21 protein-coding genes and 1 pseudogene are annotated in these 21,460 nt (G+C 73.9%); 5 read left to right on the forward strand and 17 right to left on the reverse strand.

What is annotated here, in order from left to right; translation table 11 throughout:
* Positions 1–216: 216 nt before the first annotated feature.
* Positions 217–819: pseudogene (locus tag ACZ6S8_RS36575) on the reverse strand (transglycosylase family protein); the annotation flags it as partial.
* A 298-nt stretch (positions 820–1,117) separates the two neighbouring features.
* On the opposite strand from ACZ6S8_RS36575, the gene ACZ6S8_RS36580 reads away from it, so the two are divergent.
* Both ACZ6S8_RS36580 and ACZ6S8_RS36585 read left to right on the forward strand, forming a co-directional pair.
* Positions 1,118–1,921, forward strand: a complete 804-nt coding sequence (locus ACZ6S8_RS36580) for a hypothetical protein (protein WP_469462340.1) — start codon at positions 1,118–1,120, stop codon at positions 1,919–1,921.
* A gap of 155 nt (positions 1,922–2,076) precedes the next feature.
* A complete protein-coding gene (locus ACZ6S8_RS36585; RefSeq protein WP_469462342.1) occupies positions 2,077–2,487 on the forward strand; it encodes a hypothetical protein in 411 nt (136 codons plus the stop codon).
* 36 nt (positions 2,488–2,523) lie between these two features.
* Here ACZ6S8_RS36585 and der read toward each other — a convergent pair whose 3' ends face one another.
* From der to ACZ6S8_RS36610, 5 genes are all read right to left on the reverse strand, one after another.
* Positions 2,524–3,981, reverse strand: a complete 1,458-nt coding sequence (gene der / locus ACZ6S8_RS36590; RefSeq protein ID WP_469462344.1) for a ribosome biogenesis GTPase Der — start codon at positions 3,979–3,981, stop codon at positions 2,524–2,526.
* A gap of 75 nt (positions 3,982–4,056) precedes the next feature.
* Positions 4,057–4,644: a lysophospholipid acyltransferase family protein gene (locus tag ACZ6S8_RS36595; protein ID WP_386532966.1), complete on the reverse strand. Its 588-nt coding sequence runs from the start codon at positions 4,642–4,644 to the stop codon at positions 4,057–4,059.
* Between the two features lie 52 nt (positions 4,645–4,696).
* Positions 4,697–5,431, reverse strand: coding sequence for a (d)CMP kinase (gene cmk / locus ACZ6S8_RS36600; RefSeq protein WP_469462345.1), 735 nt, complete (start codon positions 5,429–5,431; stop codon positions 4,697–4,699).
* Between the two features lie 167 nt (positions 5,432–5,598).
* Positions 5,599–6,687, reverse strand: a complete 1,089-nt coding sequence (locus ACZ6S8_RS36605; RefSeq protein ID WP_469462347.1) for a prephenate dehydrogenase — start codon at positions 6,685–6,687, stop codon at positions 5,599–5,601.
* Positions 6,688–6,823: 136 nt separating this feature from the next.
* Positions 6,824–7,282, reverse strand: coding sequence for a YidB family protein (locus ACZ6S8_RS36610; RefSeq protein ID WP_469462348.1), 459 nt, complete (start codon positions 7,280–7,282; stop codon positions 6,824–6,826).
* Positions 7,283–7,431: 149 nt separating this feature from the next.
* Between ACZ6S8_RS36610 and ACZ6S8_RS36615 the strand changes: the two genes are divergently transcribed.
* The 3 genes from ACZ6S8_RS36615 (at position 7,432) to ACZ6S8_RS36625 (ending at position 9,291) form a co-directional block, all read left to right on the forward strand.
* Positions 7,432–7,773 (forward strand): DUF952 domain-containing protein, encoded by a 342-nt coding sequence (locus tag ACZ6S8_RS36615; protein WP_469462349.1) that lies wholly within the window; start codon positions 7,432–7,434, stop codon positions 7,771–7,773.
* A gap of 83 nt (positions 7,774–7,856) precedes the next feature.
* On the forward strand, positions 7,857–8,315 hold the full coding sequence (locus ACZ6S8_RS36620) for a Rieske (2Fe-2S) protein (RefSeq protein ID WP_469462351.1): 459 nt from the start codon (positions 7,857–7,859) through the stop codon (positions 8,313–8,315).
* 262 nt (positions 8,316–8,577) lie between these two features.
* Positions 8,578–9,291: a nucleotidyltransferase domain-containing protein gene (locus ACZ6S8_RS36625; RefSeq protein WP_469462353.1), complete on the forward strand. Its 714-nt coding sequence runs from the start codon at positions 8,578–8,580 to the stop codon at positions 9,289–9,291.
* Positions 9,292–9,312: 21 nt separating this feature from the next.
* On the opposite strand, the gene ACZ6S8_RS36630 is transcribed toward ACZ6S8_RS36625, so the two are convergent.
* From ACZ6S8_RS36630 to ACZ6S8_RS36680, 11 genes are all read right to left on the reverse strand, one after another.
* Positions 9,313–10,329: an ADP-ribosylglycohydrolase family protein gene (locus tag ACZ6S8_RS36630; protein WP_469462354.1), complete on the reverse strand. Its 1,017-nt coding sequence runs from the start codon at positions 10,327–10,329 to the stop codon at positions 9,313–9,315.
* Positions 10,326–11,069 carry an NUDIX hydrolase gene (locus ACZ6S8_RS36635; RefSeq protein WP_469462355.1) on the reverse strand — a complete coding sequence of 248 codons (744 nt, stop codon included), beginning with the start codon at positions 11,067–11,069 and terminating at the stop codon, positions 10,326–10,328. Before ACZ6S8_RS36635 ends, ACZ6S8_RS36630 begins: the two co-directional genes overlap by 4 nt.
* Positions 11,066–12,145, reverse strand: a complete 1,080-nt coding sequence (locus ACZ6S8_RS36640; protein WP_469462356.1) for an AAA family ATPase — start codon at positions 12,143–12,145, stop codon at positions 11,066–11,068. The genes ACZ6S8_RS36635 and ACZ6S8_RS36640 overlap by 4 nt, the downstream gene beginning before the upstream one ends.
* On the reverse strand, positions 12,142–12,750 hold the full coding sequence (gene pnuC / locus ACZ6S8_RS36645) for a nicotinamide riboside transporter PnuC (RefSeq protein WP_469462357.1): 609 nt from the start codon (positions 12,748–12,750) through the stop codon (positions 12,142–12,144). Before pnuC ends, ACZ6S8_RS36640 begins: the two co-directional genes overlap by 4 nt.
* Before the next feature lie 126 nt (positions 12,751–12,876).
* Entirely contained in the window at positions 12,877–14,328 is a 1,452-nt protein-coding gene (locus ACZ6S8_RS36650; RefSeq protein WP_469462358.1) for a pseudouridine synthase, read from the reverse strand.
* A gap of 27 nt (positions 14,329–14,355) precedes the next feature.
* Positions 14,356–15,000, reverse strand: a complete 645-nt coding sequence (scpB, locus tag ACZ6S8_RS36655) for an SMC-Scp complex subunit ScpB (protein ID WP_469462359.1) — start codon at positions 14,998–15,000, stop codon at positions 14,356–14,358.
* The gene (locus ACZ6S8_RS36660; protein ID WP_469462360.1) at positions 14,997–16,157 is read right to left on the reverse strand and encodes a segregation and condensation protein A; all 1,161 of its coding nucleotides are present in this window, start codon (positions 16,155–16,157) and stop codon (positions 14,997–14,999) included. Before ACZ6S8_RS36660 ends, scpB begins: the two co-directional genes overlap by 4 nt.
* A gap of 59 nt (positions 16,158–16,216) precedes the next feature.
* On the reverse strand, positions 16,217–16,726 hold the full coding sequence (locus ACZ6S8_RS36665; RefSeq protein ID WP_383927197.1) for a hypothetical protein: 510 nt from the start codon (positions 16,724–16,726) through the stop codon (positions 16,217–16,219).
* Positions 16,711–17,871: a ParA family protein gene (locus ACZ6S8_RS36670; protein WP_386532841.1), complete on the reverse strand. Its 1,161-nt coding sequence runs from the start codon at positions 17,869–17,871 to the stop codon at positions 16,711–16,713. Before ACZ6S8_RS36670 ends, ACZ6S8_RS36665 begins: the two co-directional genes overlap by 16 nt.
* 326 nt (positions 17,872–18,197) lie before the next feature.
* On the reverse strand, positions 18,198–19,313 hold the full coding sequence (gene ald, locus ACZ6S8_RS36675; RefSeq protein ID WP_469462361.1) for an alanine dehydrogenase: 1,116 nt from the start codon (positions 19,311–19,313) through the stop codon (positions 18,198–18,200).
* A gap of 152 nt (positions 19,314–19,465) precedes the next feature.
* Positions 19,466–21,439 carry a tetratricopeptide repeat protein gene (locus ACZ6S8_RS36680; RefSeq protein ID WP_469462363.1) on the reverse strand — a complete coding sequence of 658 codons (1,974 nt, stop codon included), beginning with the start codon at positions 21,437–21,439 and terminating at the stop codon, positions 19,466–19,468.
* Positions 21,440–21,460: the final 21 nt, after the last annotated feature.

The raw sequence follows: 21,460 nt of genomic DNA on the forward strand, positions 1-21,460 counted from the left end.
GGCCGGGACGGGCGCGGCCGGTACAGGCGCCGCGGCCGGTACAGGCGCCGCGGCCGGTACAGGCGCCGCGGCCGGTACAGGCGCCGCGGCCGGTACAGGCGCCGCGGCCGGTACAGGCGCCGCGGCCGGTACGGGCGCCGCGGCCGGTACGGGCGCCGCGGCCGGTACGGGTGCCTTGGCCGGTACGGGTGCCTTGGCCGGTGGGGACGCGGCGGCCGGGGGCAGGGCCAGCAGCGTGCCCACGGCGATCCGCTCCGGCCGTTCCCCGATCACCCCCCGGTTCGCCTCGTACAGGGCCCGCCAGCCGCCCGCCACCCGGCGCCGCGCCGCGATCGACACCAGCGTCTCCCCGCCCCGCACCACGTGCATCCGCCCCGCCAGCCCGTACCGCTTCGCGCACACCGGCCACGCGTCCCAGCCCTGCGCGCCGAGCAGGTCCTCCGCGACCCGGATCTGCTGCTCCCGGCTCGCCAGGTCCGCCCGGGCCGCGAAGACCAGGCCCCCGTGCTCCTCCCACGTCGGCTGCCAGAACTGCAGCCCCCCGTAGAAGCCGTTGCCGGTGTTGACCGCCCAGCGCCCGCCGCTCTCGCAGTCGGCCACGCAGTCCCACGGCCACTCCCCGCCGGGCCCGCAGTCCCCCGGCCCGTGGCCGACGACCCCGGGCGAACCGGGGTGCGCGGCGCCCGCCGGTCCCGGCGCGGGCGGCGGCGGCGCCCCGGCCGGGGCCGGGGCGACGGCAGCGGCGGCATCACACGGGAGTACGAGCACCAGCGCGGCCGCGGCTCCGCGCGCGGCCCGACGGATCCGGAGGTTGGGCATCGGGTCACGCTACGGAGGAGCGCCCGGCCCACCTCGCACGCCACACCGCGCGCCCCTGCGCCCCACCCGGTCGGCCGACGCGCCCCACGCCCCCGAAACGGACAGCACCGCCCACCAACTGCGCACAACCAGAAAAGAGTTGGCACGAAAGCGAAGTCCCCGGCGAGGGGTTCACCCCTCCGGGGGCCGGGTTCGAATCCGTTCCCTCCCATGGCGTGACCCCGGCCACCGCTCGGCCGTTGAGCCCGGCGAGCCGGGAACCCCCCGGCCCGCCGCACCTATGCCGAGGAGCCACCCCGTGCCGCCCATGCTCGACGTCAGTGATGAGGTACGTGCCGAGATCGGTGACGAAGAAGCCGACAGGCTGCTCGTCGGCGACGACGCACCGCGCAGTTACGACTGCACCTCCTGCCGCACCCCCGGAGACCCGCAGAGCGACCCCACCAGCACGGTCCTGTTCGTCGGCGAGGAGACGGCCGTCCTGGCCTTCGCGCACGCCACCTGCATCCCCTCGCAGGTCGTCACCGTCTCCGAGGAGCAGCTCCAGGGCGCCGTCGCCAGCATCACCGGCGACAGCCCGGCCCCGGCCCCCGCGGGCGCCCCGCAGAGCGCCCCGGGCGGGCAGGCCGTCCTCGGCATCACCAGCGGCCTGGTCCTGATCGGCGGCGAGCTGCACCCGGCCCTGGTCGTCGAGCCCACCGCGCCGATCGCCCGCCCCGGCAGCGACGGCCCCGGCGACGACTTCCTCCCGCTCCTCATCGAGCAGGGCTTCATCCCCGTCACGGACACCTCCGAACTCCCCGCCGGACTCGCCGGCTGGTCGGTCCTGCTCGCCGCGGGCCAGCTGCACGCCGTGCTGCAGCCGGGCCTCGACGGCGGCCGTCCGGTCTCCTGGTGGCAGGCGCACCAGGCCCTGTCGGTCACCGACGGCTGGCGGGCCGCCGTCAACAAGACCCAGCGCGTGCTCATCTACGCCGCCCCGGTCGGCTCCATCGGGCAGCAGCCCCGCGAGGACCTGCTGCGCGACGCGCTGGACAAGGCGGCCGCCGCGGGCAAGCTGGTGGCCGCCTCGATGCCCCTGGCCGGTACCCCGGGCGCCTGACGCCCTCCCTGCCTCCAACACGCCCGCCGGACCCCGCCGAGGGGGCCGGGCGGCATGCGCCGGGGGTGCGCGGTCCGTCCCGCGCACCCCCGGCGATCTGCGTTTTCGCGCCCCTCACCCCGCATCCGCAGGGCGCCGGTTTCGTTGGCTGATACGTGCATTCACACGACTCCTCCCGCGCCCCGTCCCATCCGAGCACCGTCTCCCCGATGCGCCCCGTATGGGACCTGGACAGCGTTCCGGCCGCCTCGCACACCCCGATCTACGACGCGCTGTACTCCGAGTACCTGCGCTCCTTCCGGGCCCTTCCGGGCGACCGCACGGGCGAGGAGGACCTCGGCTTCACGGCGTTCTCGTACGGCGGCGGGTACACGGGCGGCAGTGCGTACGGCAGCGGATGGAGCGGCCCCTCCTGGCAGCAGACCGACGCCTGGCAGCCCCCGTCCGTCCCCCAGCCCGCGTACTCGTACGCCGGCAGCCCCGCCTACACGAACGGGCGGCAGCACCAGACCGGAATGACGCACATTCCGGCGGCCCTGCCGCCCGCTCCGCGCCGGGGCTACTGACCCCCGGCGCCGCACCGCGCTGCTGCTCCCGCGCTCCTACTTCTTCTTGTGCAGGGCGCCGCGCTTCTCGCGCACCCGCACCGAGATGTGGATCGGGGTGCCCTCGAAGCCGAACTCCTCGCGCAGACGGCGCTCGACGAAGCGCCGGTAGCCGTGCTCCAGGAAGCCGGAGGCGAAGAGGACGAACCGCGGGGGCTTGCTGCCCGCCTGCGTACCGAACAGGATGCGGGGCTGCTTGCCACCGCGGACCGGGTGCGGGTGGGCGGCGACGACCTCGCCGAGGAAGGCGTTCAGGCGGCCCGTCGGGACGCGCGTCTCCCAGCCCGCGAGGGCGGCCTCGATCGCCGGGACCAGCTTCTCCATGTGGCGGCCGGTGAGCGCCGAGACGTTCACCCGGGGCGCCCAGGCGACCTGCTGCATCTCGGTCTCGATCTCGCGCTCGAGGTAGTAGCGGCGCTCCTCGTCGAGCTCGTCCCACTTGTTGTACGCGATCACGATCGCGCGGCCCGCCTCGACGGCCATGGTGATGATGCGCTGGTCCTGGACGCTGATGTTCTCGGTCGCGTCGATCAGGATGACCGCGACCTCCGCCTTCTCGACGGCGGCGGCCGTGCGCAGGGAGGCGTAGTAGTCGGCGCCCTGCTGGAGGTGCACCTTCTTGCGGATGCCCGCGGTGTCGATGAACTTCCAGGTCACACCACCGAGCTGGATCAGCTCGTCGACCGGGTCGCGGGTGGTGCCGGCCAGCTCGTTGACGACGACACGGTCCTCCTTCGCGACCTTGTTGAGCAGCGAGGACTTGCCGACGTTCGGGCGGCCGATCAGCGCGATGCGGCGCGGGCCGCCGACCGGGGTGCCGAAGGTCTGCGCGGGCGCTTCCGGCAGGGCCTCCAGGACGGCGTCGAGCATGTCGCCCGTACCGCGGCCGTGCAGGGAGGAGACCGGGTGCGGCATGCCGAGGCCCAGCGACCACAGGGAGGCCGCGTCGGACTCGCCGCTCTGGCCGTCGACCTTGTTGGCGCACAGCACGACGGGCTTGCCCGCCTTGCGCAGCAGCCGGACGACGGCCTCGTCGGTGTCGGTGGCGCCGACCTTGGCGTCGACGACGAAGACCACGGCGTCGCAGGCCTCGATGGCGTACTCGGCCTGGGCGGCGACCGAGGCGTCGATGCCGAGGACGTCCTGCTCCCAGCCGCCGGTGTCGACGACCTTGAAGCGGCGGCCGGCCCATTCCGCCTCGTACGTGACGCGGTCGCGGGTGACGCCGGGCTTGTCCTCGACGACCGCCTCGCGGCGGCCGATGATCCGGTTCACCAGGGTCGACTTGCCGACGTTCGGCCGGCCCACGACGGCGAGGACGGGCAGGGGGCCGGCAGCGGCCTCTCCGAGCGCGCCTTCGACGTCCTCGATGTCGAAGCCCTCTTCCGCGGCGAGCTCCATGAACTCCGCGTACTCGGCGTCGCCAAGTGCTCCTTGGTCGTGCTGGTCGTTCATGAAGTCCGTTCCTCGTCGTTCGTGGTGATCGGTGGCACCCGCGCAGCGCGGTTCCACTACTGGTTCAAGTCTCGCTCAGCGCCCGGTGAGGCGCTTGGCATCGGCCAGGTGGGCGGTCAGCCGGTCCTGGATGCGTACGGTGGCCTCGTCCAGCGCGGTACGGGTCCGGCGGCCACTGCCGTCCCCCGCGTCGAAGGCCGAGCCGAAGACGACGTCGACCCGGCTCTTGAGTGCCGGGAGCCCCTTGACGAGGCGTCCCGGGGTGTCGCCGCTGCCGAGGACGGCCACCGGCACGACGGGTGCGCCGCTGCGGACCGCGAAGTACGCGAGTCCCGCGCGGAGCGAGGCGAAGTCGCCCTCGCCCCGGGAGCCCTCGGGGAAGATCCCCAGCGCTCCGCCCTGGTCGAGCACGCCGAGGGCGCGCCCTATCGCGGTGCGGTCGGCTCCGCTCCGGTCGACCCTGACCTGCCCGATCCCGTTGAGGAAGGGGCCGAGGGGGCCGACGTAGGCCTCCTTCTTGATCAGGAAGTGCAGCGGCCTCGGTGCGGTCCCCATCACCATCGGGCCGTCGATGTTGTGGGAGTGGTTCACGGCGAGGATGACGGGGCCCGAGACGGGCACCTTCCAGGCTCCCAGCACGCGCGGCTTCCACAGCCCGTACATGAGCCCGACGCCGATGCGCCTGCCGACCTCCGCACCCTTCAGGGAGGGCGCTTCACTCACCGGCGGACCGCCCGTTCCGGGTGCTGCCCGCGGTCTGCGGGCTCTGCCGGTCCGCCACCAGCGTGACGACGCACTCGATGACCTGGTCGAGCGTGAGGTCGGTGGTGTCGACCTCGACGGCGTCGTCGGCCTTGGCCAGCGGGGAGGTCTTGCGGCCGGAGTCGGCCGCGTCGCGCTGGACCAGCGCCGCCCGGGTGGCCGCGAGGTCGGCGGCCTCCTTGCCGCGGAGCTCGCCGCTGCGGCGCGCGGCGCGCGCCTCGGCGGTGGCCGTCAGGAAGATCTTGATGTCGGCGTCGGGCAGGACGGTGGTGCCGATGTCCCGGCCCTCGACGACGATCCCGTCGGCCGCCGCGGCGGCGATGGTGCGCTGGAGCGCGGTGATCAGGGTGCGCACCTCGGGGACGGCGCTGACGGCGCTGACCTTGGAGGTGACCTCCTTGGAGCGGATGGGTCCGGAGGCGTCCACGCCGTCCACGGTGATCGTGGGGGCGTGCGGGTCGGTGCCCGAGACGATGGCCGGCTTGCCCGCGGCGACCGCGATGGCCTGCGGGTCGTCGGTGTCGACGCCGTTGGTGATCATCCACCAGGTGATGGCCCGGTACTGGGCGCCGGTGTCCAGGTAGCGCAGCCCGAGCTTGGCGGCCACGGCCTTGGAGGTGCTGGACTTGCCCGTGCCGGAGGGACCGTCGATGGCGACGATCACGGCGGACGGAGCTACGGTTTCCACGGTGCGGGCACCTTCCTGGTTGCTGGTGCTGTCCGGGCGCGCCAAAAGCGCCCCTCCCCAGGTTACCGGGCCCCGGCGCTCCCCGTCCCCGCCCGGTGGATCCGGACCGTCCCGGACCCCGTTCCGGGTGGCCGGATCCCGGTGGTACGGGCCCTTCCGGGCGCCGCCTACTGCTGCCGCAGGGCCCAGCCGCGCTCCCGCAGCTCGGCCGTCAGCCCGGCCACCGCACGCGGTTCCACCATCAGCTGGACGAGGCCTGCCTGCTGGCCCGTCGCGTGCTCGATGCGGACGTCCTCGATGTTGACCCCCGCCCGTCCGGCGTCGGCGAAGATGCGGGCCAGCTCGCCCGGCTGGTCGCTGATGAGGACGGCCACGGTCTCGTACACCGTCGGCGCCGCGCCGTGCTTGCCCGGCACCCGCACCCGGCCGGCGTTCCCGCGCCGCAGCACGTCCTCGATGCCCGCCGCCCCGCCGCGCCGCTTCTCCTCGTCGGCCGACTGCAGGCCCCGCAGGGCCTCCACGGTTTCCGCGAGGTCGGCGGCGATCCCGGAGAGGACGTCGGCGACCGGACCCGGGTTCGCCGAGAGGATCTCCAGCCACATCCGGGGATCGGAGGCGGCGATCCGCGTCACGTCCCGGATCCCCTGGCCGCAGAGCCGGACCGCCGTCTCGTCGGCCTCCTCCAGGCGGGCCGCGACCATGCTCGACACCAGCTGCGGGGTGTGCGAGACCAGCGCCACCGCCCGGTCGTGCGCGTCCGCGTCCATCACGACCGGCACCGCCCGGCACAGCGCCACCAGTTCCAGCGCGAGGTTCAGCACCTCGTGGTCGGTGTCCCGGGTCGGGGTCAGCACCCACGGCCGCCCCTCGAAGAGGTCCGCCGTCGCGGCGAGGGGGCCCGAGCGCTCCTTGCCGGCCATCGGGTGGGTGCCGATGTACGCGGTGACGTCCACGCCCAGCTCGGCCAGCTCCCGGCGCGGTCCGCCCTTGACGCTGGCCACGTCCACGTACGCCCGGGCCACTCCGCGCCCGATCACGTCCGCCAGGGTCGGGGCGACGTGGGCCGGCGGCACGGCGACGACGGCGAGGTCCACCTGGCCCTCCAGGGCCTCGTCGGTACCGGCACCGAGGGCCGCCGCCGTACGGGCCTGGGCCGGATCGTGGTCGACCAGGTGGACGGTGATCCCGCGGGCGGACAGGGCGAGCGCCGCCGAGGTGCCGATCAGTCCGGTTCCGATGACGACGGCGGTTCTCACGGGGCGCTCCAGGGTTGCGTACGGCACGGCGGGGGCACTGCCCGGCCAGCGTAGCCACCGCACGTGCCGCGAGGGCCCGGCGGCCCGCCCCTCGGGACGGCGGCCGGGCCCTCGCGGGCGGCGGTGTGCGCGCCGGTCAGAGCTTCTGCTGCCGGATGATGTCCTCCAGCGAGCCCGAGGGCACCTGTCCGTCGGGCGTCAGCTTGTCGACGGCATGGGGCAGCGACCTGGCGATCTCGTCGGCGGCCTTCTCGGGAGTGACGCCCGCCTGCTCCGCGACCTTCTGGAGGGTCTCGTCCGGCAGCGCCTCGGCGATCTGCGCGCCGCTCACCGCCTTGTTCTCGCCGGTGCCGACCCAGGACTGGGCCTGGTCGGCCAGCCCCGACTTGGTCAGCATGTCCATCAGGCCGCCCAGCGGGTTGCTGCCGCCGCCGGCCGCCTGGGCGCCGGCCGCGCCGCCCGCTCCGCCGCCTCCGAGGAGGGCGCCGAGGAGCGAACCGAGGATGTTGCCGCCACCGCCGCCGCCACCGCCGCCCTGGCCGCTGCCGCCGCCGAGGAGGCCGCCGAGAAGAGAGCCGAGGTCGTTACCCGCCATGGTCGTGCCTTTCGGAGAGGGACCGGGCCGCGCGGACCGCGGCGTACCCGGCTTCGAGACACGGACAATGTCACTCATACAGGACAGTGCTGCCACTTGGCGCACACCCCCGGAACCCGCTTCCCTCCTGCTCCGGTAGAACGTCGGGCATGATCCTCCACCTCGTCCCGCTCGCCGACTGGGCGGCCTCGCCCGGCCTGCCGTACGCCCCGCCCTCGCTCGCCACCGAGGGATTCGTGCACTGTTCGGCGGACCGCCCGACCGCGCTGGCGATCGCCGACGCGCACTACCGCGGGGTACGGGGGACCCTGCTCGCGGTGGAACTCGACGAAGCAGCCCTGACGGCGGACGTCCGCCGGGAGGGTGATTCCGGGGGCCGCTACCCGCACGTCCACGGCCCGTTGAACCGGGACGCCGTGATCCGCGTGTGGGAGGTCGTACGCACTCCCGGCAGTCCTGCCTCACTGGCCCCATGGCAGCCGGGTACCTGAAAAGGCGCGGCGGACTCCGTCCCGGAGCCCCCCACAGGCCAGGATGCTGCACGCCATCCCGGCCACAGAGCGAGGAGACAGTCATGAGCCACCCCACGCGTACCGCCCGGCGCACCGTCCTGGCGGCAGGCGCGGCCACCCTGGCGGGCGGCGCGCTCGCCGCCTGCGGCGGCGATTCCGAGCCGAAGCCTGCCAGCGAGCCCGGCAGCGCGGCCACACCCTCCGCGGCGGCGTCCGCGCCCGCGGGCGACGCGGCCAAGGCGATCGCCACGACGGCGGAGGTACCGGTCGGCGGCGGCAAGGTGCTCAAGGACGAGAAGCTGGTGATCACCCAGCCGACGGCCGGCGAGTACCGCTGCTTCTCGGCGGTCTGCACCCACTCGGGCTGCCTCGTGAACAAGGTGGCGGACGGCACCATCGACTGCCCCTGCCACGACAGCAAGTTCAAGGACACGGACGGCGCGGTCACCAAGGGCCCGGCCACCCGCCCGCTGCCCGAGAAGAAGATCACCGTGGCGAACGGCAGCATCTCGCTCGCCTAGGGGGTGTCGCCGAAGTCGTTCCGTACGCCCGGAGGCCGGGCGCCGGCACGGTCCGAAAAGGGATGGCCCGCCGGCAGGCTCCTGCCTAAGGGCTGTCCCGTGATCCCCGGTGGATCAGCGCGCGGCGTCAGATGCGGTACATCGCAAGGCGGAGGAGCGTCCGGATACTGGACGTATCCGGACGTTCCGACAACGCGGCGAGGTGCCGTAGCTGTCGCCGCGCGCCCGCCGGGGATGACGGGACAGCCCTTAGGCTCCCCGGATGGACGATCTGACGCTGGTGCGGGACCACACGGTCTACCGCTGCGTGATGGGCTCCCGGGCGTTCGGACTGGCGACCGGGGCGAGCGACACCGACCTGCGCGGTGTCTACCTCGCCCCGACGCCGCTGTTCTGGCGCTTCGACAAGCCGCCCACGCACGTGGAGGGCCCCCGGGACGAGGAGTTCTCCTGGGAGCTGGAGCGGTTCTGCGCGCTCGCCCTCCGCGCCAACCCGAACGTCCTGGAGTGCCTGCACTCCCCGTTGGTGGAAGAGGTCACCCCGGTGGGCGAGGAACTCCTCTCCCTCCGCGGGGCCTTCCTCTCCCGCCTGGCCCACACCAGCTTCAGCCGGTACGCCGAATCCCAGCACGGCAAGCTCCTCGCCGACGTCCGCGTCCACGGGGCCCCGCGCTGGAAGCACGCCATGCACCTGCTGCGCCTGCTGCTGTCCTGCCGGGACCTGCTGCGCACGGGTCGCCTGACCATCGACGCGAGCCCGTGGCGCGAGCGCCTCCTGGCGGTCCGCCGCGGCGAGCTCACCTGGGACGAGACCGACGCCTGGATGGCCCGCCTCGTGGAGGAGACCGCGGCCGCCCTGGCCGGCACGCCGCTGCCCGAGGCCCCGGACCGGGCCCGCGTCGAGGACTTCCTCCTCCGCGCCCGCCGCGCCTCGGCCGTCCGTCACGAGCCCGCCGGATCCCCCTCCCGCCCCTGACGGGCGGGTCGCGTCACCGGGTCACGCGTCCCAGAGGGCGCCGAAGGACAGGAGTTCGTCGCGGTACTCGATGCGGCCCTCCCACTCCCCCGGCCAGGCGTCCGCGCCGAGGTGGGCGCCCGCGAAGGCGCCGGCCAGGCAGGCGATGGAGTCGGAGTCGCCGGCCGTGCAGGCCGCGCGGCGCAGGACCGTGAGCGGCTCCTCCGGGAAGAGCAGGAAGCACTGCAGGGCCGTGGCGAAGGCCTCCTCGGCGATCCACCCGTCGCCCGTCGTCAGGCACGGGTCGGTCTCCGGGGAGGGGGTGCGCAGGGCCGCCGCCACGCGGTCCAGGACGCCCAGGCAGTCGTCCCAGCCCCGGGCGATGAAGGACGTCTCGGAGGGGTCGGAGGACGTCCGCGTCCAGAGGTCGCCGAGCCAGCGCTCGTGGTAGCGCGTGCGGTTCTCCAGGGCGTACGAGCGCAGTTGCCCGACCAGCCCGGTCACCTCGGTGCCCCGGGCCAGGAGGTACACGGCCCGCGCCGTCAGGTCGGAGGCGGCCAGCGCCGTCGGGTGTCCGTGGGTCAGGGCCGACTGGAGCTGGGCCGCGCCGGCCCGCTCCTCCTCGGTCCAGCCGGGCACCAGCCCGACCGGCGCGACCCTCATGTTCGCGCCGCAGCCCTTGGAGCCGAGCTGGCTGGCGTCGCGCCAGTCCCGGTCGGGGTGGTCGAGCAGCCGGCAGGCCGTCATGCAGGTCCGGCCGGGGGCCCGGTTGTTCTCCGGGGAGTGGTACCAGTCGACGAACTCCTCCCGCACCGGCCGGGCCAGGCGCAGCGGGCCGACGCGGCCGCGTTCGGCGGCGGTGCGCATGCCGCGGGCCAGGGCGAGGGTCATCTGGGTGTCGTCGGTGACGATCGCCGGGCGGGGCAGTTCCATCTCGCGCCACGGGCCGGTCTTCGCGAGGATCGACGGGACGTCGTTGAACTCGGTGGGGAAGCCCAGGGCGTCGCCCAGCGCGAGGCCGACGAGGGCGCCCGTCGCCGCACGTTTCGTGGTGGTCATCGGGGGTGTCCTTCCGAGGGGCGGAGCAGGGGCGGGTGCAGGGTGGTGGCCGGGCCCGGCCGGTAGAGCGCGGCGGGCTTGCCGCGGCCGCCGGTGAGCCGGGCGGCGCCGGGCACGGCCTCCACGAAGCCGGGGGTGGCCAGTACCTTGCGGCGGAAGTTGGGGCGGTCGACGGTGGCGTCCCAGACGGTCTCGTAGACGGCCTGCAGCTCGCCGAGGGTGAACTCGGGCGGGCAGAAGGCGGTGGCCAGGCAGGTGTACTCCAGCTTCGCGCCGACCCGCTCCCGCGCGTCCGCCAGGATCACGGTGTGGTCGAAGGCCAGCCCGGCGGCCTCCCCCACGGCCACCCAGCGGGCGTGGGCCGCGTCGCCGCCGCCTCCGGCCGCCGGCTCCGGCATGTCCGGGACCAGGGCCGTGAAGGCGACCGAGACCACCCGCATCCGGGGGTCCCGGTCCGGTTCGCTGTACGTGCGCAGCTGTTCGAGGTGCAGGGCCGCGACCACCGCCTCCGGCAGGCCCGTCTCCTCGGCCAGCTCCCGCCGGGCGGCGCTCTCGGCGGACTCGCGCGGCAGGACGAAGCCGCCGGGCAGCGCCCAGGCGCCCGCGTAGGGCTCCTGCCCGCGCCGGATCAGCAGCACGTGCAGCCGCCCTCCCCGTACGGTGAACACCGCGAGGTCCACGGTCACCGCGAACGGCGCGAAGGCGTACGGGTCGTAGCCCTCCGGCGCTCCCCCGCTCATCGTGCCTCCGGCAGCGGGTCGGCGAAGTGCCAGCCCTCGGCGAGCAGTCCGTCCACCGCGGCGACGGCCGTCGCCAGCCGCTCCTCCCGGTCTCCGCGCACGACGAGGAACCGCCTCCCGGTGGCCTCCAGCTCCTCGCGGAACCGGCCGGTCATCCACGGTCTGAGGTGCGGCCCGTCCCGCAGTCCGTCGTCCTCGAAGGGGACGTCCGCGTGGTCGGTCAGCAGGTAGAGGTCCCGGCGGGTCAGCGCGGCGGTCCTCTCGACCTCCTCGTTGCGGCCGCCCAGGTAGCGCTCGTGCCAGATCCCGGTCGCGAAGGAGTCGGTGTCGCAGATCAGGACCGGGGAGCCCAGCCGGGCGGCCCGTTCCTCCTCCGCGTCCTGGCGCCGGGCGATCACCGGGAACTCCTCCGAGGCGAAGGAGACGTCCGCCCAGGAGGCGTCCGGGTCCGCCGCGCGGGCCGCCGCGAGCTTCTCCTCGCTGTACCGGCGGCCGTACTCGGCGACCCAGCCGGTGCCCGCCCAGACTCCGCCGCGCCGCCGGTAGTGCGCGGCCAGGGCCCGGGACAGCGTCGTCGTCCCGGTGGACTCGGCGCCGAGCACGACGACCCTGCGGGCCAGCGAGGCCCGCACGGCGGGCCCCAGGAAGTCCCAGCAGGCCGCCGGGTCCGCCCGGACGGCCGTCCCCGACACCGGGAACAGCGCCCGGGCCGGGTCCACGCAGACCGCCTCGGCGCCGAACCGGCGGGCGAGCTCTTCCCCGTAGCCCTCCGAGGTGAAGACGGCGTCCACCGGACCGGCCACCGCGCCGCGGAAGACGGCCATGTGGGCCTCCCAGACCGCCGGGTCGTTCAGGTCGACGGGGATGTCGTCCACCGCGCCGACCACCCGCGCCCCGGGGTGCGCCTCGCGCATCCAGGCGACGCGGTCGGCCAGCGGCACCGACTCCACGGAGGCGGCGCAGACCAGTACGGTCAGCCGCTCGCAGCGGTCCTGGGCGGTGCGCACCAGGTGGTGGTGGCCGGCGTGGGGCGGGTAGAACTTGCCGAGCACCAGCCCGTGCCCGAAGCGCCTCACGCCGTGGCCTCCAGGGCCGTACGGTCGGCCCGCGCGGGCAGCGACCGCCGCCACCCGATCAGGCCGGCCACGCACAGGGCGAGGAAGCCGACGTACAGCAGGGCGGTCAGGTACAGCTCCTTGTACGCGTACAGGGGGATGTAGATCAGGTCGGCGGCGATCCACAGCCACCAGGACTCGACGAGCTTGCGGCACTGGCCGTAGGTGGCGGCCAGCGAGAGCCCGGTCGTGGCCGCGTCCCAGAAGGGGACGGTCGAGTCGGTGGCCCGCGAGAGCAGCAGGGTCAGGCCGAGCACCCCCACCGCCCCCGCCGCGGCCAGCCAGACCCATTCGGTGCGCGTGGTGCGGCGCACCGGCAGGGCCCCTTCGGTTCCCGGTCCACCCCCGTGGGTCCAGGACCACCAGCCGTACGCGGCGAGGGCGATGAAGACGATCTGCAGCCCGGCGTCGGCGTACAGGCCGGCCTGGGTGAAGAGCGCGATGAAGAAGATGTTGTTGGCGATGCCGATCGGCCAGTTGGCGACGTGCTGCCGGGCGACCAGCCACACGCACAGGGCGCCGGTGGCGAAGCCGAGCACCTCGGTCCAGCTCAAGGTCCAGTTCATTCCGGGCCCCCTCCCTTTAATAGTCAGGTTGACTATAAAGGAGCGGAGGGGGTCGGGACAAGGGAGAAGCCCGCGGCGCCGTGGGGCGCTGCGGGCTTCTCCGTGAGCCGGTGGGGCGGGCGGTCCTTACAGACCGACCTCGCGCATCAGCATGCCGACCTCGGTGTTGGTCAGGCGGCGCAGCCAGCCGGACTTCTGGTCGCCCAGCTCGATCGGGCCGAAGGAGGTGCGGACGAGCTTCTCGACCGGGAAGCCGGCCTCCGCCATCATGCGGCGCACGATGTGCTTGCGGCCCTCGTGGAGGGTCACCTCGACCAGGTAGTTCTTGCCGACCTGGTCGACGACGCGGAAGTGGTCGGCGCGGGCGTACCCGTCCTCCAGCTCGATGCCGTCCTTCAGGCGCTTGCCGATCTCGCGCGGCAGCGGACCGGTGATGGCGGCGACGTACGTCTTCTTCACGCCGTACTTCGGGTGCGTGAGGCGGTGGGCCAGCTCACCGTGGTTGGTGAGCAGGATGATGCCCTCGGTCTCGGTGTCCAGGCGGCCGACGTGGAACAGCCGCGTCTCGCGGTTGGTCACGTAGTCGCCGAGGCACTGGCGGCCGTCCGGGTCCTCCATGGTGGAGACGACGCCGGCCGGCTTGTTCAGCGCGAAGAACAGGTACGACTGGGTGGCGACGGTCAGGCCGTCCACCTTGATCTCGTCCTTCGGCTGGACGCGCTTGCCCTGCTCCAGCACGATCTCGCCGTTGACCTCGACGCGGGCCTGCTCGATCAGCTCCTCGCAGGCGCGGCGCGAGCCCATGCCGGCGCGGGCGAGCACCTTCTGCAGTCGCTCGCCCTCCTCCTCGGCGCCCGGGAAGGTCTTCGGGGTCTTGATGACCGGCTTGTCGGCGTACCGGTCGCGCACGCGCTCCTCGATCCGCGCCTCCAGCTCGCGCGGCCGGGACTGGCCGCTGCGGCTGCCCGGGCCGCGGCGCGGGCCGCCGGCCCCGCCGATGCCGGGGGTCTTGGAGGTCTTGGGGCCGCCCTTGGCGCCACCGCGCGCCGCGGCGCCACGGGCACCGGAGCCGCCGCGGGGGCCGTCGGCCGCGCCGCGGGCACCGCCGCCGCCCGCCTTCGCTCCGCCGCGGCCGTTGCGCTCGCCCTCGGGGCCCACGTCGTAGCGGCGCTCTTCGGGGCGCGGGTTGCGGATGCGGGGTGCCGGCTGGTCGCGGTCGCGGTCCTGGGAGCCGCCCGCACCGCGGTAGCCGCCGCCGGAGCCGGAGGAGGACCCGGAGGAGCCGCCCCGGTAACCGCCGGAGGATGACCCGGAAGAGCCGCCCCGGTAACCGCCGGAACCGGATCCCGTGGAGCCGGAGCCGGAGCCGGAGCCGCCGCGGTGGCCACCGCCGCCGGAGCCGGAGCCGCCGCCGCTGGAGCCCCCGCGGTAGCCGCCGCCGGAGCCGCTGCCACCGCCGGAGCCGCCTCCGCGGTAGCCGCCGCCGCCGGAGCCGCTGCCGCGGGCGCTACCACGCCCGCCGCCGCCACTGCCGCTGTTCCTGTTGCCGCCACCGTTGCCGTTGCCGCTGCTTCGCATCAAAGTTCCGTCGTCTTGTCGTCGTCTTCACATTTCTGGGGCGTACGGTGCCTCCAGATCGAACGACGGCACACCTTCTTGCGTCTCGGCTTCGATCGCGTCCGCCTCGGGGAGGAAGGGCGCGAGTTCCGGGAGCTCGTCCAGGCCACGCAGGCCCATCCGCTCCAAAAAGTGGTTCGTCGTCCTGTACAGGATCGCACCTGTTTCGGGTTCCGTCCCCGCCTCGGCCACCAGACCCCGCTGGAGGAGGGTCCGCATGACCCCGTCGCAGTTGACTCCGCGGACCGCGGAGACCCTCGACCGGCTGACCGGCTGCCGGTACGCGACGACCGCCAGGGTCTCCAGGGCCGCCTGGGTGAGCCGGACCTGCTGGCCGTCCAGGACGAAGGCCTCCACGGCCGCCGCGTACCGCGCCCGGGTGTAGAAGCGCCACCCCCCGGCGACGAGCCGGAGCTCGAAGCCGCGGCGGGCCGCCGTGTACTCGTCGGCGAGCTCGCGCAGGGCGAGCGCGACCTCCCTCGGGGTGCGCTCCAGCACCTCGGCGAGGTGCGCCTCCGTGGCCGGCTCGTCCACCACCATCAGGACTGCCTCCAGGGCGGGCTTCAGCTCCAGGGCCGTCACCTCGTCCGGTCCGCCCTCCGGGACCTGCGGCCCCGCGTCGCTGCTGCTCAATCCTTCGCCTCCACGATCCGGTCGAACTCGTCGGTCACCGTCGGCATGCCGTCGCCGTCCCCGCCGCTCCAGCGCACCGTCAGGGTGTCCAGGGCCTCCTCCTGGTCCAGGACCACGGCCTTCTCCCGGTAGAGCTCCAGGAGGGCCAGGAACCGCGCGACGACCGTCAGGGTGTCCCCGGCGTCCTCGGTGAGCTCCCGGAAGGTGGCCTCGCCGCGCGCCTTCAGCATCCGCACCACGAGCCCGGCCTGCTCGCGCACGCTGACCAGCGGCGCGTGGATGTGGTCCACGTACACCTGGGGCTCCGCCCTGGGCTGCATGGCGCGGGCGGCGATGCGGGCGAAGCCCTCCGCGCCGATGCCGATGACCACCTCGGGCAGCAGTTCCGCGTGGTGCGGCTCCAGGCCCACGGTGCGCGGGTAGCGGCGGCCCTCGGCCTCCGCCCGCGCCTCGAAGATCTCCGCGATCCGCTTGTACGCCCGGTACTGGAGCAGGCGCGCGAACAGCAGGTCGCGGGCCTCCAGCAGGGCGAGGTCGCCCTCGTCCTCGACCTCGGCGGCCGGCAGCAGCCGGGCGGCCTTCAGGTCGAGCAGGGTGGCGGCGACCACGAGGAACTCGGTGGTCTGGTCGAGGTCCCAGTCGGGGCCCATGGCCCGGATGTGCGTCATGAACTCGTCGGTGACCCGGGACAGCGCGACCTCGGTGACGTCCAGCTTGTGCCGGGAGATCAGCTGGAGCAGCAGGTCGAAGGGGCCCTCGAAGTTGGCCAGCCGCAGGGTGAACCTGCCGTCGCCCGGCGCCGCGGGCCCGTCGGCGGATCCCGTACGGCCCTCAGGAGGCGCTGGGGCGACTTCTGCGGCCTCCGCGGCCGCCGGGGCTCCCGGCCCGCCCGGAGCCGGTCCGCGGCCCTCAGCGGGCCCCTCGGGGGCTTCCGGAGCCCCGCCGGGCCCGCCCGCCGGCTCCGCGGCGGGTTCCCGTACGGCTCGCGGCGGCTCGGCGGCGGGTTCCCGTACGGCTTCGGCGTCGGGCTCTTCCGCCGGGGAGCCCGGCTCCCGTACGGCCCCGGCCGCCGGGTCCCCCGCGGGCGGCCCCGCTCCGGGACCGCGCCCCAGAGGGCGGCGGGTCGGCGGCGGGCCGGGTTCGGCGGGGAGGTGCATCGCGGTCCTGGCTGGTGCGGAGGGGCGGGATGCGGGTGGGGCGCGCCCGGAGGAACGGGTCAGCGCCCGCGCAGCCGCCGTACCAGGATGCTCGCGTCCCCGCGGGACTCGAGATCCGCGAGGACGACGGCCACCGCCTCACGGACGATACGGCCCCGGTCGACCGCGAGACCGTGCTCGCCGCGCAGCACCAGCCGCGCGTGTTCCAGGTCCATGAGCTCTTCGGCCGAGACGTAGACCGTGATCTTCTCGTCGTGCCGCTCGCGCCCGCTGGGGCGCCGGTTGGCGCCCCGGCCCTGCCCCTTGCCGCGGCCGCCCGGCTGGGCCGGTCCGTTCGCGGAGCTGACAGAACCTTCCTGCGGCCGCCTCGGTGCCCCCACCACGGGGTCGGTTCCGGCCGCGGCCTCCCGGCTGCGCCCCTCCCCCGCCGTGCCCTCCGCCGAAGCCGCCGCGTGCTCCGTTCCGGGCGCCTCCTCGGCCCCCCGCCGCGGCGAGGACGACTGGAGGGCCATCCCCCCGGTCGTGCGGAACAGTTCGTCGGCTCCGGGCAGACTCACTCGGCGTGACACCGGGCGAGCACCTCCCTGGCGAGCTGGCGGTAGGCGGCGGCGCCGACGGAGTTGGAGGCGTACGTGGTGATCGGCTCACCGGCGACCGTGGTCTCCGGGAAGCGCACCGTGCGGCCGATGACCGTGTGGTAGACGTGGTCGTCGAAGGCCTCGACGACGCGCGCCAGGACCTCGCGGCTGTGCACCGTGCGGGAGTCGTACATCGTCGCGAGGATGCCGTCGAGCTCCAGCTCGGGGTTGAGCCGCTCCTGCACCTTCTCGATGGTCTCGGTCAGCAGCGCCACGCCGCGCAGCGCGAAGAACTCGCACTCCAGCGGGACGATGACCTTGTGAGCCGCCGTCAGGGCGTTCACGGTCAGCAGGCCGAGCGAGGGCTGACAGTCGATCACGATGTAGTCGTAGTCGGCCATCAGGGGCTTCAGGGCCCGCTGCAGGGTCGACTCGCGCGCGACCTCGCTGACGAGCTGCACCTCGGCGGCCGACAGGTCGATGTTGCTCGGCAGCAGGTCCATGTTGGGGACCGCCGTCTTCAGCAGCACCTCGTCGGCCGACATCCCCCGCTCCATGAGCAGGTTGTAGACCGTCAGGTCGAGTTCCATCGGGTTCACGCCGAGGCCCACGGACAGCGCGCCCTGCGGGTCGAAGTCGACGAGCAGCACACGGCGCCCGTACTCGGCGAGAGCGGCACCCAGGTTGATGGTCGACGTGGTCTTGCCCACGCCGCCCTTCTGGTTGCACATCGCGATGATCTTCGCCGGACCGTGGTCGGTCAGCGGACCCGGGATGGGGAAGTACGGGAGCGGGCGTCCGGTCGGGCCGATCCGCTCACGGCGCTGGCGGGCAGCGTCGGGGGCGAGGGTGGCCGCGTACTCGGGGTCCGGTTCGTACTCCGCGTCGGGGTCGTAGAAGTGCCCTTCGGGCACGTTTTCGTAGTCGGCGAAACCCACGGGCTTGTCGCCGCTCGGGTCGCCGGCCCTGGAGTTCACGTCTAGGCCGTCCATGCTCTTTCGGGGCGTCTGCATGTGCTGGTGGTTTGCGAAGGTGCGGACTGCGACGGAGCCGACAGCCTCGAGCCCGGCGGGGCCTGGGCCCCGCTCCGGCGTCCCTGCGCGACCACCCCCAGGAGCAAATGTCGACTCATTCACAAGTCGTCTTACCTCCTCGGACGTGACCAGGACACTTATCGATAGGTCAGCGTTGCACCATGCCGACGGTTGGCGACTCTATGGCGTGTCACCGCCCAGCGGCAACACAATCCGTCGGACCCGGCACGATGTGTCGGCAACCGAACACCTCTCTGTCAAGGGCGTCCGAGCTGTCGCCGCGAAGTTTCGCGGGTGTGCGAAAGGGTTAAAGGGTTACGTTCGAGGCGAGTTGAGCGGGGTCGCCGGGTACCCCGCGAACGCCTCCGGCCGGACCTCGCGAGCAAGGTCCGGCCGGATACGTGAGATTGACGTCAGTCGTTGACGCGTCAGCCGAGCAGCGTGTTCAGCTCCAGGGTCGGGAGGCCGTGCGCGTCGGCGACCGGACCGTAAACGACCTGGCCGTCATGGGTGTTGAGGCCCAGGCCGAGCGCCGGGTCACGGCGGAGCGCCTCGACCCAGCCGAGGTTCGCGAGCTGCACGATGTAGGGCAGCGTGGCGTTCGTCAGCGCGTAGGTGGAGGTGTTCGGAACCGCGCCCGGCATGTTGGCGACGCAGTAGAAGACCGAGTTGTGGACCTGGAAGGTCGGCTCGGCGTGCGTGGTCGGACGGGAGTCCTCGAAGCAGCCGCCCTGGTCGATCGCGATGTCGACAAGGACACTTCCGGGCTTCATCCGGGAGACCAGCTCGTTGGTGACCAGCTTCGGGGCCTTCGCACCCGGAATCAGCACCGCGCCGATGACGAGGTCGGCCGCGAGGACGGCCTTCTCGAGCTCGTAGGCGTTGGAGACGATCGTCTGGATCTTCGTGCCGAAGATCTTGTCGGCCTCGCGGAGCTTGTTGATGTCGCGGTCCAGCAGGGTCACGTGGAAGCCCATGCCGATGGCGATCTGCGCCGCGTTCCAGCCGGAGACGCCGCCGCCGATGACCACGGCCTCGCCGGCCGAGGTGCCGGGGACGCCGCCGGGGAGGACGCCGCGGCCGCCGGCCGAGCGCATCAGGTGGTAGGCGCCGACCTGGGGGGCCAGACGGCCCGCGACCTCGGACATCGGGGCGAGCAGCGGGAGCGCGCGGTTGGCGAGCTCGACCGTCTCGTACGCGATGGCGGTGGTGCCGGACTCCAGGAGGGCGTCCGTGCACTCGCGGGAGGCGGCGAGGTGCAGGTACGTGAAGAGGGTCTGGTCCTTGCGGAGGCGGTGGTACTCCTCGGCGATGGGCTCCTTGACCTTCAGCAGCAGGTCGGCGGTGGCCCAGACCTCGTCGGCGGTGCCGAGGATCTCGGCGCCGGCCGCGACGTACTCGGCGTCCGTGATCGAGGAACCCACACCGGCGTTCTGCTCGACGAAGACCTGGTGGCCGCCCCGGACCAGCTCATGCACGCCGGCGGGCGTGATGGCGACCCGGAACTCGTTGTTCTTGACCTCGCGGGGGATGCCGACCTTCATCGTCGATCACGGTCCTTGGCTCAGGGGATTTTTCGGGTCACTTCCATACATACCCGCCCACAAGAACGCGCAACGGGATGCACCACAGGATGACGTGGTGGAGCCAGTCTAATGAAGGATGAGTCGCTGTCTAGCCTTGCAAACGAATAATCTTAGTCGGAAGCACTACGGATTTCGCAGGCTGCGGGGTCATCTCCCAGCAATCTGTCGGCTGCGGACCGGTGCAGCCTGGCGGCCGCGGGGTCGCCGAGCCGGTCCAGCGTGTCGGCCAGCCGGACCTGGAGCGCGGCCTGGAGCCGCTGGTCCCCGGCCCGGCGCGCCAGCTCCACCGCCTCCCGGCAGGTGTGCAGCGATTCCTCGGGCCGTCCCGCGTACTCCTGGACCCGCGCCATCTCGCTCAACGCCTTTGCCTGACCGGGGACATCGGCCAGCTTCCGGTAGCCCGCGGCGGCGGCCCGCCAGCTGCGCAGCGCGTCCCCGTAGCGGCCCGCGTAGGTGTGGACGTTTCCGAGTCGCCCGTAGAGCCGCGCCTCGTCCGCGCGCTCCCCGCGGGCGAGGGCCTGGGACAGGGCCCGGCCGAACCAGTCGGCGGCCCGGTGCCAGTCCGTGAGCTCCTGATACGCACCGCCTACGGATTCCATCGCGCGGCCGGTCGCGTACGGGTCGTTCGCCGCCTTTCCGGCGGCCAGTGCGGCCCGGTAGCGCTCCAGGGCCTCCTGGGTCCGCCCGGTCTCGGCGTCCAGGTCGGCCAGGTTCAGCAGGGCGGCGGCCTGTTCGCGGTGCAGGTCGCGGCGCTCGGCGACGTCCAGGACCAGCCGGTGCAGTCCGTACAGCTCGGGGGCGGCCTCCGCGGTGCCCCGGTGGTCCGCGAGGGCCCGTACGAGCCCGGCGACCAGCCGGCGGGCCAGGGTGTCGAGCCCGCCGTCGGCCACGGCCACCGTGGCGGCCGCCGACAGGGCGGGCAGCCGGGTGTCGAGCCAGGTCGCGGCGGCCCGCCGGTCGGGGAAGCGCAGGGCGCGCGGCAGGCCGTCCAGCTTCTCCGGGCCGCCGACCGGCCCGTCCTCGTCCGTCTCGGCCATGGCGCGGCAGGAGTGCAGCAGCCGTACGGTGCGCTCCAGCATCCGGGCCCGGGCCAGCTGGACCTCGGCGGGGCGCTCCTTGGCCTCCAGCAGGGCCTGGAGCAGCGGGGCGAGGCAGCCGGGCACCAGGAACAGCCCGTCGCGGGAGGAGTGCAGGAGGCCCAGTCCGGCGAAGTCGTCCAGGGTGGACTGGGCGGCGGCCACCGAGCACCCGGCGAGGGCGGAGGCGGTGTGCGAGTCGACGACCCCGGCGGGGGCGAGCGGCAGCAGCCGCAGGGTCCGCTGGGCCGGCTGCGGCAGGGATTCGTAGACGAGCCGGAAGCCGCGGGCGAGCGGGCCGCCGGTGCTGGGCGGCATGTCGTGCAGTTGCTTGGCCACGTCGACGACGGAGGCCTTGGGGTGGGCGGCGAGCCAGCCGCCGACGAGGCGCAGCGCGGCGGGCTGGCCACCGCACTCCTCGGCGAGGGCCTCGGCCGCGCGGGGGTCGACGGTGACCCGGATGTCGCCGATGCGGTGGGCGAGCATGGTCACGGCGGAGGGGGTGTCGAGCCCGCCGAGGGTGCAGGGCCGCACGTCGGGGATGCCCGTGAGGGGGCCTTCGGCGGTGACCACGACCAGGCACTCCGGGGTGTCCGGCAGCAGGGCGTCGACCTGGCCGGGGTCGACCGCGTCGTCGACCAGGACGATCGCCCGGCGACCGGTGAGCGCGGTCCGCAGGGCGGAGCTCAGGTCGTCCTCGCCGGCTCCGGCCGGGGCGACGTGCCCCAGTCCCTCCAGGAGGTCCCTGACGGCGCGCTCGGTGGGCACGGTCTCGCCTCCGGGCGAGGTCAGCCGGGTGCGCAGGACCCCGTCGGGGTACTGCTCGGCGATCTCGCGCACGAAGGCCTCGGCGAGGGCCGTCCGCCCGGAGCCGGGCCGCCCCGCGACGAGCAGCACCCGCGCCCGGGGAGCCTTGGCCTTCCGGCCGGAGAGGGTGTCGAGCCCGGTCCGTGCGATGTCCTCGCGCAGCTCCTTGAGCTCACGCCGCCGCCCGACGAAATCCGTCACGGATCCGCTCCTCTCGCTGCT

The sequence above is a fragment of the Streptomyces sp. NPDC048461 genome (genome assembly GCF_055587105.1).